This is a genomic window from Winogradskyella jejuensis (genome assembly GCF_900129745.1).
GTDB classification, from domain to species: Bacteria; Bacteroidota; Bacteroidia; order Flavobacteriales; family Flavobacteriaceae; genus Winogradskyella; species Winogradskyella jejuensis.
This window is the reverse complement of sequence record NZ_FQWS01000004.1, coordinates 1-13,448: the sequence shown is the minus strand read 5'-3', so window position 1 is coordinate 13,448 and position 13,448 is coordinate 1. Positions and strand designations below refer to the sequence as shown.

Sequence of the window (13,448 nt, the reverse complement as noted above, 5' to 3'; positions counted from 1 at the left end):
CAGCCATTTCCGAACTATTTTTAAAATAGTCAGATTCACATTCGATACAAACTGTTTTTTCTTGATTCATCGGTTTTTTCAAATGCACTACAACGTGTTTGTGTATGATGACGTTGCGTGTTTAAGCACTAAATTCAGCAAATAAATCACTGATAGAAAGTCCGAGAGGACTTTCGTAAGTAGGCTATAACCAGCAATGAATTATACACGTTGTTGTATGGCGTTATTTATCATTCTTTTCTATTTCCAACCATTCTTCATAGGTCACTACCAAACTTCCTTTTTCGGGTCGATATTTCCCTGGTAATTTTCCGATAAATTCCAAATAATGACCGTCAGGATCCGAAAAGTAAATTGCTATAGCTGGAATATTTACAAATACCATAGGTCTTTCGGAATCATCAGTTAAGAAATTCCAAAATCTTATTTTATGGGATTTCAGAAAGTCAATAGATTCGTTTAAAATCCAATCCCAGTCACATTCAAACGCAAAATGTCTTAAATCAATTTCTTCTTTTGGTTTTTCCCAAAGTCCTAACATTGCTTGTCTCGGTTTTTCTCCAATCCAAAATAAAGCAGCTCTTCTTTCCTTTTCAAAAAGATATTGTTCAAGTCCTAAAACATTCGTGTAAAAATCTATTGAGTGTTCAAGATTTTCAACAAATAAATGGGTTTCAAATAGTCCTTTAATCATTTCTCACCCGTTTTTTTAATGACATACAACGTGTTCGTGTATGGTTTCGTTGCGATAAGCACTAAGATAGCAAATAGGAGAGAAACCTTTGTTCAGCAGCTAGGATTTTCCGAGTAGGAAAATCAGAGCAATGAACTATACACGTTGTTGTGCACTGTTTTTATTCAGATACTCTTTTGCGTCTCTTAAATTCAATTCCGTTTCGTCAACTCCACGTCCAGTTCTATTCTTGTTAAATGCTGGTTCATCAAGTCGGTCAAGAGCGACCAATATTTGAAAAACCGCAATTCCATTTTCGTTTTCCAATTCAGCCCGCAACCATTTCTTAAATTCCGAGATTAAATTTTGATTTCCAATTTTTGATAAACTCCAATATCCACTAACGCGTTCTTCCTCATTTTTATAAATTCCAGAGTTCAATCCGTCAACAATAATTTTCTCCAATTCAGTCGGTTTGAATTTAGTCAATTTCGATTCTGCAATTATTCTTTTTTCATATTCCGAGTGAGAATTTCCGTTCGCTTTTTCAAAGATAAAAGCAGTTTCTGTAAACTGTTCGTTGGTTAATTTTTCAGTCATTAATTTTAGTCATCGATGAAATCCCAAGGAATTTCTTTTTTAAAAATCTGAATGTATTCTTCCATTAATTCAAGAGAAATATTTTCTTTAAAAATTCGAATTGTTCTCGTTTTTTCCGTGTCATCTCTAAAAATTTCCGCAACCAATTCATCATTCCGATAGATTTCAACTCCAATTCCGTCACGTTCGTTAACGTCACTTGCAATAATGACTCTATCTTTATTTTCTTTCATTTACGATTTTTCTGAAATTGTGCACAACGGTTTTGGCTATGGTTTCGTTACGGAATGGTACGCGAGTATCATTCCGCCGTAACCATAAATTTAGCAAAAAGGCTTGAAATTCCGATTAGGAATTTCAGCCGTAATGAACTATAGCCGTTGTTAGCTACAGTAATTTTTTCATTCATTAGATTCAATATCTAATCCTGGTGGTGGCGGTGGAATTGTTTCATTAAATCCAATTCCGTAAAATTTAGTTGTTTCTCTAGGTGGTGGTGGAACAGTAAACCTAGGCCTTTGTACCATTTCAGCCAAGTCTTCCATACTGCTTAATCTTTTTTCAATTTCACTCAATGAATTCAGAATTAGTTTTGATTCAGGTGAAATTTCTTTGCTCTCGCCTAAAGAGGCAGACTTAATGCTTAAAAGAGAGACTAAAGAATTTACATCTTCTATTTCGTTTTTTGTAGTTGAATAAATTATCTCAGTAAGCTTCTTTATGTCCTCTTGAACCGAGTCAACTCTTAGAGTTTCGTCGTATTCAAAATCCCGAAAACCTTGAATGTCAAATATTCTTTTGGTTTTTGAATCTTTTATTAATACCACAGGTTTGTCAAAAGCCTGCCTTATTCCTAGTTCATAAAGTACATTAGGATTTTGAGAGCTTAAATCACAGATGACCATATCAGATTCTATGATTCTTCTTACCACATCGATTGCTATATAATTCGTTTTTTTGACATCATCCGCTCTTAAAGGTTCATAATTTGCTTGCTCGCAAGCTGGTTTAATAAGATGCTGATAAACTCTACTAAAATGCCCTTCGGGATAATCTACATTATCACTTATTGGCATAATCACAAAACAAGATTTCTTTTTACTCATATTATTGTCTTATTGTAGCTAACGGTCTCGGCTATGAGTAGTTGCGTGATTTAGCACTTAACTTTGCAAGTACACACCAAGCTGAAAATCCACGAGGATTTTCAGAAGTAGGCGAGGACAAGCAATTACTTATAGCCATTGTTAGCCACAGTATTTTATTTTTCTTTTTTCTTAACTATATCGATTCCATTTTCTTCAATGAATAATTTTAATTTAAAATCTAATGTATGATTATTCGTAATTTGAGAACTAGCTTCATTTAATAGATAATTAATTGTTTCTTCACTTGAATCAGACATTTCTGAATATTTTTCTTCTATATCAATATCTATTCTTAAATAATTATTCTCCAGACCAGAAGACTTGAAAATAGTGGATATTTGTTGATGGGCTATTTTCGCTGGACCACCAGTTGATATATCAATAATTGGTTTTATCCATTTAATCCTTCCCCACTTTTTTGAAGTAGAACTTTTAAGCATTTTATTACTTCTACCAGTTCCAAGTGATAATATCGATATGTCATCAAGTTTTAGACGTTTGTCGTTTATTTTATAGTGTTTATAATCAGAATTACCCAAAACTTCTATTAAAGCACCGATTGCCGGATTATTCATTACTACTCCACCATCAACACAAATGATATTTTCACTATCGTAGTTGAAATTATGTGATTCAAAATATGTTGGTGCTGCTGAAGTTGCTCTGCATATTTCAACCAGTTTAGAATTTTTGTCGGGAAACATACTAGCTTCTCTGGTAGTGAAAAAAATTGGTTTGTTTCTATGAATATTATAAGATGTTATAAAAACGTGTCTCAAACAACTTGTAATTCTATTATCATCAAAATATTCGTCTAAGACAGATATTAAATTTTTTATTTTAAATTGAGGTCTAAACCATTTTGATATACCATTAATACCACTTTTTAAAAGATTGTGTTTTGGAAATATCTCAGAACCTCTTTCTTTGTAAATAGCCTCAATTTCATCCAAAGTATATTTTCTAGTATCAACTTCGATAGAGTTATAGTCCTGCATAGTCAATGCGCAGGCAAGTAATCCTCCTGTTGAAGTACCAGCAATTAAATCAAACGATTTGTGAATAGGCTCTCCTGTAATGCTTTCAATTTGCTTTATTACTTGAAGAGGAATTATACCTCTCAAACCTCCTCCATCAATGCTTAATATTTTAAATTTTTTATTTTTTACACCTTCCATTTATTGCTTGTAGACAGAATCAATAAAATCAATTAAAATATCGTATACTGTAATTTCATTTAATTGTTTTATTTCAATTTCTTTTCCAGAACTTCCATTCTCTTTGATTTTTGTGGTAATCTTTATTTTACCTGTGATTTCATTTCCTTCAAAAGATAAGGAAGGAAAGTGTCTCGTATTATCTAAAAAAAATTGATGTCTTCTATTACTTTCAGCAATTAATTGTACCATCACGTAGTATCTAGAGTGATTTACGCTATATGGGTCTTCAAAAAACAGTCTTAAAGATTCATTTGTAATCTCAAATAATTCTGAATTAATTTCATTAATTGCATTTTTTAGAACTCGATGAGTAAATCTGTCAAAATATTCATCAAAATGTTTAAGAATTTCGATTTTATGACTTCTATCTTGAAGCATTTTCGTCAATCTTTCTCTTTGTTTATCGTTCATATTATTTCTTCTTATTGTAAGTGTGTGTACATATTGTGGCTAACGGTCTCGGCTATGATTTCGTTGCGGAAAATCCGTTAGGATTTTTCAGTCTAGAAATCCAGCCGCATAAAAATAGGAATTTTCAGGTTAAAGGAGAGGTAGCTATAAATTATAGCCATTGTTAGGCTCAGTAATTTATTCTTTAAATTGCTCAAGTAATGCCAAACTACGAACCAGGGCTATCATATTACGGTTATTATTGGTCTCATCCTTGCTTGCACTAAAAAATGCAATAATTAATCTTTTTGAAGGGGATATGTAAAGACCCTGACCTCCAAAGCCTTCTTTAAAGAAGTCACCGTCTTCAAAAATCACATCCCAATGATAGCTCTGAAAATCTGCGCCTTGTCCTTCATAATAATGTTTCCTCAAATGCTGATCTGTTCCTCCTTCAGATCTAAATAATGCTCTATCTCCGGTATGAATTTGATTTAAATATCGTGCCGATGTTATTTTTGTAGTAGCGTCATCTGTAAAGGCCAGTCCATATCTGGCAAGATCTCTTAGGCGCATTAACATTAAACCGTAACTTCCGGCTACACCAGTACTGGATAGCGTTACCCTTGCATCATCTTCAGCTCCGATTCTTGTCCATATATAGTCCTGAACCAACTCATGAAAAGGTTTGGAAGAAACTCTTTCAGCAATGGTAGTCAGAATAACAGAATTGGCGGAAGTATAATCGAAGGTTTGCCCAGCGGATTCAATTTGTCCTGAATTAGCCAATAATTCAATTAAGCTTTCTTCAAATCCAGGATTTGGCTCTGTATAAACCGCAGAATGCTGAAGTAATTTATAAAAACAATGGTTTGGGTCAGTATAGGATCCCTCATCGCTTTCTCTGCAGTTGATTCCTGAGGTCATCCTTAACAAATTTTCAATAGTTACATTTGCCAATGGCTTATCCTTAAACTCTGTAATATGCTTCCCAATCGGATCTTGTTCGTTAAGTTTTCCTTCATCTGCCAAATGTGCTATTACGGTTCCTAAAAATGTTTTACTCACAGAACCAAGAAAATGCTTGTCAGAAGGTTCCATTTCGGGATACCCTTCATAAACCACTTGTCCTTTGTGAAGAACAATTACACCATTAACTTGTTTTTCATCGCAAATTTGGTCAAGTGATGTTTCCTTTTCAAAGAAGGCACTGGTGAGAATCTCTTGACCGAGGGTTTGACTTATATTTTCTGGAAGCTTTATTGTTTTTGTATTTCCTTTTTCTATCAGAACAGTAGGAATATAGTTTTCCATATGGCTAAATACCTCTGTTATTTGAGGTCCTCTTCCAATAAGCGATTCAGGAACCGTAAAGATTATTTTATGGTCTTTTGATGTGGGAATTTTTCTTGATTCTACAGCTAATGCAATTTTTTCTTCTAATGTGAGTTCTTTGACTTGTTTTTTGCATCCAACGAATAGAAGCAAACTGAGAGTGATAAGTACCTTTAACGACAGTTTGTTGGTTATCATATTTAATTGCGTTTTTATTGAGCCTAACGGTTTTGGCTATGGTTTCGTTACGGAATGGTACGCGAGTATCATTCCGCCGTAACCATAAATATAGCAAAAAGGCTCGAAATTCCGATTAGGAATTTCAGCCGTAATGAACTATAGCCGTTGTTGTAGGGTGTTTTTTAATATTCTTTTTACAAGTCCAAATTCATTTTTATGTGAAAATAAAAACCTTTCAGAATAAGCAACTTGAAGCCAATTCAAGTTTTCAATATTCTCTGGTTCACATTTTAAATTCGGCATAGTCTTTTTCTCATAACCATTTTTAGAAAAGAACTTTTCACAGAACAAACTGATAGTCAATGATGGTGAAATTGGTAAATAAATCTCAATTCCGTAGCTGTCAAGTCCCAAGGTTCCTCTAATTTCGCTTCTATCAGTAGTGTTTTGTAAAGTAACAGGGTTATCTGAAATTATAAATTCGTCGTCGCTCTCACTTAACATCCATACTTTATTCATAAGAAATTCATAGAATTTAGTTGACTGTTCCAGCATTGAAAACCAGATTTTTTTATGGTCAATTTTTGGAATACTAATATTAGCCTTGTCTTTCAATTGTTCGGACAAATTGTTCATTGATATTTCGGTTTGAAATAGTTGCCCTTTTGTTCTTAAATTTTGAAGTGTAATGAAAAAAGACAAATTTCTTCTTTCGTCTTCTGTAAGATTTTCGATACTCCGAGTTTTTATTATTCTTTCAATAATCGGTGCAGAAATGTCTTCGGCGTTTTGTAGCGCATATTCGTAACTTCCAATTCTACTTTTTTTGAATTGGTCATAGAAGTATTCTTCACTTGCTACTTTTTTTATTGCACGTTCCTTTATTTGATTCCGAACGTTATATTTTTCGTTCTTGTCAAAAGCCCAAATAAATTTCTGTCCACTACTTGAAAAATTTCTTAACAAGAATTGCGGAACGTAATGTTGATTTTTGACGTGATTATTCATTCGGTTTTAAATACCCTACAACGGTTTTGTGTATGATTTCGTTGCGTGTTTCAGCAACTAAATTAGCAAATACAAACCGAATAGAAAATCCGCGAGGATTTTCGTAAGTAGGCGAGTACTAGCAATGAATTATACACGTTGTTGGCAACTGGCTTTTATTCAGTTTACATATCACCTTCACCTGCTGGTACTATAACAAATCCATATTCAACATCATCAGGAACATTATATTTCTCCCAATATTCGCCTCCAATTCCAGCTAATTCGCCTTTTTTGTCATCGACCTCAAGTCCAGTATCTCCGAAATAAATTTTAGGTCCAATGTCAAACAAAAGGGAATCTGTATCAACAAATTCGAATATTTTCTCATCATTCGGTTTCAAGGTAAATTTATCTTTAATACTCACAGTTTTGTCAGTTTCATTCCGTAAAAAGATTTTATAAGTTGTACCCTTTTTTTCATATTCGGCTGGGATTATATATGTTTCATCTCCTTTTTCAATGATTTCATTTCCGTGTTTATCTTTATATCTATTCTCGTTTTTACAACCAAATAAAAATGATAAAATTCCCATAATCAATATTATTGTTTTTAGCTTCATTTTTTCAGATTTCCGTCGTCGTCAATAAATTTAAATTGATGTGTTTTGTCTAAAATCAGACCTCCAATATTCTTAAATGTTCCGAACTGTCCTCTCCAATCTTCGAAGTCAGATTCTTTATTAGTATCCCAACGAATTAAACCATAAAAATCAGGTTTATCCAATTCAGACTTGACCACAACTCCGAACTCTCCATTTAGAGAAACTTTCATTCCAATTTTAAAACTGTCGTTCATCTTTCAGCTTGTTGCCAACGTGTTTGTGTATGGTTTCGTTACGGAATGACACGCAGTGTTATTCCGACGTAGACCGAAAGATAGCAAACACAAATGGAATTTCCGATAGGAAATTCCGCCGTAATGAATTATACACGTTGTTGGCAATAGTGTTTTTATTTTCGGTCAAAATGGCCATCCATTTATCATTTTATAATTCGTTTTCGGTTCAAACTCGATTCCGATTTCTTTTTTCGGATTCCATTGTTGGTCTATAAATTCCGCTGGATTTTCAGTAATGTCAGTCCAATTAGTGTCCGGGAAAACATAAAGTGTCCAATGGTCAGAATCCCAGGTTCCGTACAGTTTTTCATTCGGCAAGTAGAGTAGGATGTATTCAGGGTCATAATGTTCGCATCGGTCGGTCAAATTGATTGCAGGAATTTCGTAGTAAGATTTTCCGCTAACATTTCCCTCAATCCATACCTTTCCAAGTTCCAATTTGTCAAAGTCAATAATTCCTACAAAGTCAGGTTCCACAGTTTTGTGGTCGTAAGTCAATTCCGATTTTGTTTTTAGAAACTCAGTCAAGTCTTTCGGTAAATCCATATTTTGTCCAAATATTGAGAAGGCAATTAAATAAACTAAAATTATGATTCCTTTACGCATTTCCGACATTATTGCCAACGTATATGTGTATGATTTAGTTGCGATCTTAAAGACTTGCTCGAGTTTAGCTTTTGCCGAATCAGCCGACGCAGGAGGTAGGCAAAAACAGCGTTGGCAGGAGCAAGGCTATTGCAATCTAAATCAAGTTTTTATGATTAGTAATAAAAGTAAGAATTTTTCTTTGTCTTAAACAGCTTGAGCAATTAATTATACACATTGTTAGCTTTTAGTGCTTATTTATTTATTTCGTTTTTGTTCATTCTTTTCTAGTCATTTGTAATTCCTATGACCTTCATTAAAATGAATGATAAAAGTAAAAGTGATATTATGAATAAAAGAGTGAATAACAGGTAAAATCCTAGTTCAAAAAAATACGAGCGAGGTTTAATCTTTTGTAAATAAAACTTTGATTTCATAAATCTATAGTTGTGTAAATAACCAATAAAAAATACATAAGCAAAAAAGATAAAAATGAAAATATATCCTTTCAGATTACTAGATGTATTTATTATTGAGGCTCTTAATTCTGATGTCACTAATTTTTGTTTTTAAATTTTCAGTTTATTGTCATTCCGTAAACTTACTCAAATTCCGATGTTGTTTTTCCAGTTATAATTACACAAACAAGCTAAAAAATCAGCCGTAATTCAATTCAAAGTTTGAGTGAGCAATTCCTAATTTGCTTTTCATTCCACATTTGGGTGATAATTCCGAAAATTTTGAAATTCCGTACATAGTTTTTCTATTTTATCTACCTTAAAATTCTAAAAAAAATCGAAAAAAATATAATAGGCTTTTTTCAAACCGCAAACTTGCTCCAGCATTAAAGCTAACGGTTTTGTATATGGTTTGTTGCGTGTTTAAGCACCTAATTCAGCAAATAAAAACCGAATAGAAAGTCCGCGAGGACTTTCGTAAATAGGCTAGAATTAGCAATAAATTATATACGGTGTTAGGCAACGTTTTTCTTTTTATTTTTCAATTCGTATTTCACAATATCAGCTAAAATCCCAATTCTGTTATGCACTCTATCATAAGAATGAGAGCCTTTTACAATAAGAGCAATTAGTCTATAATTTTCAATCATATCTTCATCATAACCAAGCATCGAAATTTTTATTGAATCTTTTTTTGCTGAATTAAAAGATGATAATTTTTCATCTATTCTTTCCAACGTTTGAATTAATTCAAGAGTGTTTTTTGTAAAATCAATAAACTTAAAACCAGCTAGCAATAAGAAAAGTTTTAGTATACGTTTATTAAACTTGAATGACGAATCTAATTTTGATTTGCCAATATGGTTTATCGCCTCTATAACGTTAATAACATTTTTTTCTGCACTCGGTTCTAAATATGGATTGTGTTTTTCAACGTAGCTCATAATTTTTTTATCAGTAGAACCAAGATTAATTTTATTCTCAAATACTCCAATTATACTGTAGAAAATTTTATCAAACTCTCGTCTTGAATTATTAAAATTGATATTTTCTAAAAACGTTTTTTTATAAATTATTTTCTCACTATAAATGTGTAAATCACTCTCTGGAATAGTTTTTATAATTTCTCCAGCTTTAAGTCTTTCTTGATTTTGAACGAATCTGAAATATTCGGAAACCTGTTTTGTTGTTGCGTTTGAAATAAAAGTCATTGATAGTGGGTAATTCCGGAAGTCATCCTTAAGACTTTCTGGGAAATCATTAAACTTAAGACTATTTGGTTTGTTTTCATTGTATCTTTTTAGAATTCGATAAGCTATCTTATTAGTTGAACTTTCTTCTTTGTAATAGTCTATGTTTTCAGCTATAATTTTCCTTGAAATTTCCTTGTTAACAGAGTATTTGTTATTAAAAAATTCAAACAATGAAGTAAGTCTTTGTTGGCCATCGACAACTTCACTTTTCGAATTGTTTTGATTCGGCTTTTCTAAATTTCTAATAATGATATTTCCAATGGGATAGTTTTTAGAAACACTAAATATTAGTTTGTCTTTAAATTCTGAATTCCAGATAAACCCTCGCTGATAATCAGGTTGTAAATCCAATCCATTCCTTGTTTTATTCTTTATGTTATTAATAACCGTAGTAAGTGGAAGAGTAGAAGGATTGAAGTTAATCTTGTTTTTTGATGAAAATGACATATAATTATTTTTTAAATACTCTGCTAAAGTAATCAAAAAAAATAGAATCTACACCAAAAAGTGTTAAAAAACGTAAAATACGAATAGAATCTAATTATTTTATTGGTTTTTCAAATGTTGCCTAACGGTTTTGTGTATGGTTAGTTGCGTGTTTAAGCAACTAATTTAGCAAACATTCACGAGCCAGAGGAATTTCCGATAGGAAATTCCGAGTAGACCTGAACCAAGCAATTAATTATACACGTTGTTGGCAATAGTTATTTTATTTTTCCGTGTGTTAGTTTTATATCTTTAATTTCGTAAACATTGGTTTTAAAACATTCCAATTTTTCAGGATTGAAAATTGCGATGTTATAACCTTCCGAATTCAAAGAACTTTGGTATTCCACACCATCAAATCCTAAAGATTTAATAAATTCCGATATATATTGAGTAGGAATATAATCTAAAAGTTTGTCACGTTTTCTAATTGGCAAGGAAAGTTCTTTTTGCAGTGTTTGAATGAAAGGAATATAGATTAAATAGTTTTCTATTTCCTCTATTTCTGACCAATAAATTGGGTCGTCTTTTGGGTTTCGAAGATTTAATATTTTGATATCTTCGGTAAGTTTGAATTCGCCAACTGTAACATAGTCAAATAGTGAAGCTCTTGTCTCGTACATTGACGTCTCAAGACTATCAGCAACATATAAGTATGAAATTCCTTTTGGGTTCGCTCTTCCGCTTGATGCAAGTTCGATTGGTGGATTCCCCATCTTTTCACAAGGGAAACCATTTTTATCTGAAACTCGACATCTATAGAAAATCCTTCCTTTTTTGATATTTCTGTAAAAACTTTCGTGTAGAAAAAATGTTTCTAACTTTTTTAAATCAATTGTATTTTGAATGTGGTAGCGATTTACGAATTTTATCTCTTCCTTAAATTCATTCCATACATTATGAATATTATCTGCTTGTGTTTCTAGAAATGGTCTACGTTTTAAAGATACATTACTGTTGAATATTTGTTGGAAAGTTTCGATTTCATCTTCAAAAATAGCTTTCAATAGTTCAATAGGACTTTGAACAATTTCACTAATTACATTAAAATCTTCTTTTAATGATTTCGAAATTTGCGAATCCGAATTTTCATCTGGAACATAAAGAGAAAGTATGTTTCTAAAAAAAGGTGATAACTCTCTAGCTGAATAAATAGAAGTGTTTACTGTGCTACAAAAATCACAAGTTCCAGTTCTGTCATCACCATTTATAATACTAATTAGATATGAACTAGTAAAGCATTTAACACAACAATTCATAATTAAATATTGTTGATTACTAATTCAATGTGATTCATTATGGATAGTTTTTTCAATGTACCTAAACCTGGAAAATGACCTCTTTGTTGTAAGTCTCTAAACACATTTATAGCGGAAGTATTTAGATTATTCTGGTCGCACCAAATAACTAATTTGTTAATCGCTTCTGAAAATTTTCCACCTATATCTGATACATCTTCATTTGAATCAGACACAAAATGTTTTACTTTAATTCTGTCGTTATCTAAATAACTTAAATGAATGGCAACCGCTCTTGGTAAGAATCCAGATTCCGAATAGTTGTCTCCAATTGTTAGGAAATCTGAAAAACCTACAAAGCCGTCTTGTTGATAAAACCTATACTCATTCGAAAAATCACTCTCTTGGTTTAAATAGTCCGCATTTCTTGATAACTCTTCAAAGTAGTCGTCAAGACTTACCAAAGTCGCTGGTTCAAATTCACGATAGTATCTTCTACTCGTTTTTGAAAAGTAAATTAAGTTGTATGTGACATTTAATTCATTATGCAATAATTCAATATTCTGATTGCTTATTTCAGTTTTATGAATTAAAGTTATTCCGTTGTAGTCTAATTCTAACCCATTCAAAAAATCAATTACAGACTGAATATTTCTTTCTGTTTTTGGGTGAATAATAACTGCTAATTGATAGTTAGTATAGTCATTTGGAACAGAAGAACTAATTATTTCGATTATCTCGTCGTATTGATTCTTTAAGTCACCAACTCTTGGGTTAATGATAATGTTGAAATTAGCATTTCTGTTAGCTAATTCACCAAGTGTTGTACTCAAAGTACTTGACGATTTGACTGGCTCAATTACAGGTGAAATTTTATCTAAATCATCTGGAAATAGAGTGCATAATTCTCTTAACGCAATTAACTCAAATTGCTTACCTCTTAAATACGGGAAATACATATTTTGCTATTTTTATTTAGAAATGAGTTTAATTCCTCATATTCATTTTTGGAAAAATCCAATGTATAACAAATATGTTTTAAGCTTTCAGGAATAGATTCTTCTTTGATTTTAGTTGGATTAGAAATATTTCTTAATTTAAGCTTACTTATTACCAATTTTTGAAATATTGAGACTTCAATTTTTTTAGCAAGATTTAAACATTCTCTAAAAATCAAAGTATTAGAAACTTTAGGTATAAAATTGAAATGCTCTTCGATTAAATCAAGATATTCTTGTTTTCTTAAAGTCTTAAACAATGTCTCGTGATTAAAAGTTGATGAATTATTTTCAGCCTCTCTTACAGTTTTTAAGGCATTTCTTGAAGTTAATTCAATAATCCCAATTGTAGAATTTGCATAAAGCTCAATTAATTTATTAATGTGTTTTGAACTTGTAACTATGTATACTTTATCTGCAAATTTGCAATAATCTAAAACTTGCTTATCTAATTTTTCAAGATTATCAAGTTCCGTTTTTATTTCATAAACTCTCGCTTCTCCGTTTAATAAAACAAAATCAGCAATAGACTTGCCAATGTTGAATTCGTTCAATGCAATTGTATTTTTTAAACTATACTTTTTTAGAAGTAATTTGTTTGTAAGTATATTTTTATAGACGTACTCGTTTTTATAATTTTTTAAGAGTGATTTGTAAATAAAATTGATTGCATCTAGGTTGGTTGTAGAATTTGTAACTGTAGTATATTTTTTTATTTTGTAAAACGTTGAGTAACAGTCGCCTTGTCGCACAATCTTTTTAAAATTAGATGGCGAAATGATTTGTGATAAACTACGAATTTTACTTATATCAGTTGCTATTTCCATTCAAAAGCAAAGTTACAAAATTTAAATTATTGTTTTTTAATTCCAAGTGTTACTTCAGAGTGAGCCATAATTATTGCCAACGGTTTTGGCTATGGTTTCGTTACGGAATGGTACGCGAGTATCATTCCGCCGTAACCATAAATTTAGCAAAAAGGCTTGAAATTCCGAT

At 31.6% G+C, this 13,448-nt stretch carries 15 protein-coding genes; all 15 read right to left on the bottom strand.

Features of this window, described 5'->3' with window-relative positions:
• Positions 1-223: 223 nt before the first annotated feature.
• A complete protein-coding gene (locus tag BUB95_RS13985; protein ID WP_073087679.1) occupies positions 224-694 on the bottom strand; it encodes a VOC family protein in 471 nt (156 codons plus the stop codon).
• 135 nt (positions 695-829) lie between these two features.
• Entirely contained in the window at positions 830-1,273 is a 444-nt protein-coding gene (locus tag BUB95_RS13980) for a hypothetical protein (RefSeq protein WP_073087677.1), read from the bottom strand.
• Positions 1,274-1,278: 5 nt separating this feature from the next.
• Positions 1,279-1,506, bottom strand: coding sequence for a hypothetical protein (locus BUB95_RS13975; protein ID WP_073087675.1), 228 nt, complete (start codon positions 1,504-1,506; stop codon positions 1,279-1,281).
• A gap of 168 nt (positions 1,507-1,674) precedes the next feature.
• Positions 1,675-2,349: a hypothetical protein gene (locus BUB95_RS13970; RefSeq protein ID WP_073087673.1), complete on the bottom strand. Its 675-nt coding sequence runs from the start codon at positions 2,347-2,349 to the stop codon at positions 1,675-1,677.
• Positions 2,350-2,534: 185 nt separating this feature from the next.
• Entirely contained in the window at positions 2,535-3,599 is a 1,065-nt protein-coding gene (locus tag BUB95_RS13965) for a CBASS cGAMP-activated phospholipase (RefSeq protein WP_073087671.1), read from the bottom strand.
• Entirely contained in the window at positions 3,600-4,052 is a 453-nt protein-coding gene (locus tag BUB95_RS13960; protein WP_073087669.1) for a hypothetical protein, read from the bottom strand.
• 177 nt (positions 4,053-4,229) lie between these two features.
• Positions 4,230-5,564 carry a serine hydrolase domain-containing protein gene (locus tag BUB95_RS13955; RefSeq protein WP_073087667.1) on the bottom strand — a complete coding sequence of 445 codons (1,335 nt, stop codon included), beginning with the start codon at positions 5,562-5,564 and terminating at the stop codon, positions 4,230-4,232.
• 138 nt (positions 5,565-5,702) lie between these two features.
• Positions 5,703-6,554 carry a DUF4238 domain-containing protein gene (locus BUB95_RS13950; RefSeq protein ID WP_073087664.1) on the bottom strand — a complete coding sequence of 284 codons (852 nt, stop codon included), beginning with the start codon at positions 6,552-6,554 and terminating at the stop codon, positions 5,703-5,705.
• A gap of 164 nt (positions 6,555-6,718) precedes the next feature.
• Positions 6,719-7,129, bottom strand: coding sequence for a hypothetical protein (locus BUB95_RS13945; protein WP_143185617.1), 411 nt, complete (start codon positions 7,127-7,129; stop codon positions 6,719-6,721).
• A gap of 23 nt (positions 7,130-7,152) precedes the next feature.
• Complete coding sequence (locus BUB95_RS13940; RefSeq protein ID WP_073087660.1) at positions 7,153-7,392, bottom strand: hypothetical protein; 240 nt, start codon at positions 7,390-7,392, stop codon at positions 7,153-7,155.
• Positions 7,393-7,557: 165 nt separating this feature from the next.
• Positions 7,558-8,040, bottom strand: coding sequence for a hypothetical protein (locus tag BUB95_RS13935; RefSeq protein ID WP_143185616.1), 483 nt, complete (start codon positions 8,038-8,040; stop codon positions 7,558-7,560).
• A 952-nt stretch (positions 8,041-8,992) separates the two neighbouring features.
• Positions 8,993-10,177, bottom strand: a complete 1,185-nt coding sequence (locus BUB95_RS13925) for a DUF262 domain-containing protein (RefSeq protein ID WP_143185615.1) — start codon at positions 10,175-10,177, stop codon at positions 8,993-8,995.
• 257 nt (positions 10,178-10,434) lie between these two features.
• A complete protein-coding gene (locus tag BUB95_RS13920) occupies positions 10,435-11,475 on the bottom strand; it encodes an RES family NAD+ phosphorylase (protein ID WP_073087652.1) in 1,041 nt (346 codons plus the stop codon).
• A gap of 2 nt (positions 11,476-11,477) precedes the next feature.
• Positions 11,478-12,413, bottom strand: coding sequence for a sce7725 family protein (locus tag BUB95_RS13915; RefSeq protein WP_073087650.1), 936 nt, complete (start codon positions 12,411-12,413; stop codon positions 11,478-11,480).
• Entirely contained in the window at positions 12,395-13,279 is an 885-nt protein-coding gene (locus tag BUB95_RS13910; RefSeq protein ID WP_073087648.1) for a sce7726 family protein, read from the bottom strand. The genes BUB95_RS13915 and BUB95_RS13910 overlap by 19 nt, the downstream gene beginning before the upstream one ends.
• Positions 13,280-13,448 lie beyond the last annotated feature (169 nt).

What these genes read in the sequence shown, in the direction of transcription:
- BUB95_RS13985 (WP_073087679.1), bottom strand. Translation starts at nt 694, where the DNA reads ATGATTAAAGGACTATTTGAAACCCATTTATTTGTTGAAAATCTTGAA.
- BUB95_RS13980 (WP_073087677.1), bottom strand. Translation starts at nt 1,273, where the DNA reads ATGACTGAAAAATTAACCAACGAACAGTTTACAGAAACTGCTTTTATC.
- BUB95_RS13975 (WP_073087675.1), bottom strand. Translation starts at nt 1,506, where the DNA reads ATGAAAGAAAATAAAGATAGAGTCATTATTGCAAGTGACGTTAACGAA.
- BUB95_RS13970 (WP_073087673.1), bottom strand. Translation starts at nt 2,349, where the DNA reads ATGCCAATAAGTGATAATGTAGATTATCCCGAAGGGCATTTTAGTAGA.
- BUB95_RS13965 (WP_073087671.1), bottom strand. Translation starts at nt 3,599, where the DNA reads ATGGAAGGTGTAAAAAATAAAAAATTTAAAATATTAAGCATTGATGGA.
- BUB95_RS13960 (WP_073087669.1), bottom strand. Translation starts at nt 4,052, where the DNA reads ATGAACGATAAACAAAGAGAAAGATTGACGAAAATGCTTCAAGATAGA.
- BUB95_RS13955 (WP_073087667.1), bottom strand. Translation starts at nt 5,564, where the DNA reads ATGATAACCAACAAACTGTCGTTAAAGGTACTTATCACTCTCAGTTTG.
- BUB95_RS13950 (WP_073087664.1), bottom strand. Translation starts at nt 6,554, where the DNA reads ATGAATAATCACGTCAAAAATCAACATTACGTTCCGCAATTCTTGTTA.
- BUB95_RS13945 (WP_143185617.1), bottom strand. Translation starts at nt 7,129, where the DNA reads ATGGGAATTTTATCATTTTTATTTGGTTGTAAAAACGAGAATAGATAT.
- BUB95_RS13940 (WP_073087660.1), bottom strand. Translation starts at nt 7,392, where the DNA reads ATGAACGACAGTTTTAAAATTGGAATGAAAGTTTCTCTAAATGGAGAG.
- BUB95_RS13935 (WP_143185616.1), bottom strand. Translation starts at nt 8,040, where the DNA reads ATGCGTAAAGGAATCATAATTTTAGTTTATTTAATTGCCTTCTCAATA.
- BUB95_RS13925 (WP_143185615.1), bottom strand. Translation starts at nt 10,177, where the DNA reads ATGTCATTTTCATCAAAAAACAAGATTAACTTCAATCCTTCTACTCTT.
- BUB95_RS13920 (WP_073087652.1), bottom strand. Translation starts at nt 11,475, where the DNA reads ATGAATTGTTGTGTTAAATGCTTTACTAGTTCATATCTAATTAGTATT.
- BUB95_RS13915 (WP_073087650.1), bottom strand. Translation starts at nt 12,413, where the DNA reads ATGTATTTCCCGTATTTAAGAGGTAAGCAATTTGAGTTAATTGCGTTA.
- BUB95_RS13910 (WP_073087648.1), bottom strand. Translation starts at nt 13,279, where the DNA reads ATGGAAATAGCAACTGATATAAGTAAAATTCGTAGTTTATCACAAATC.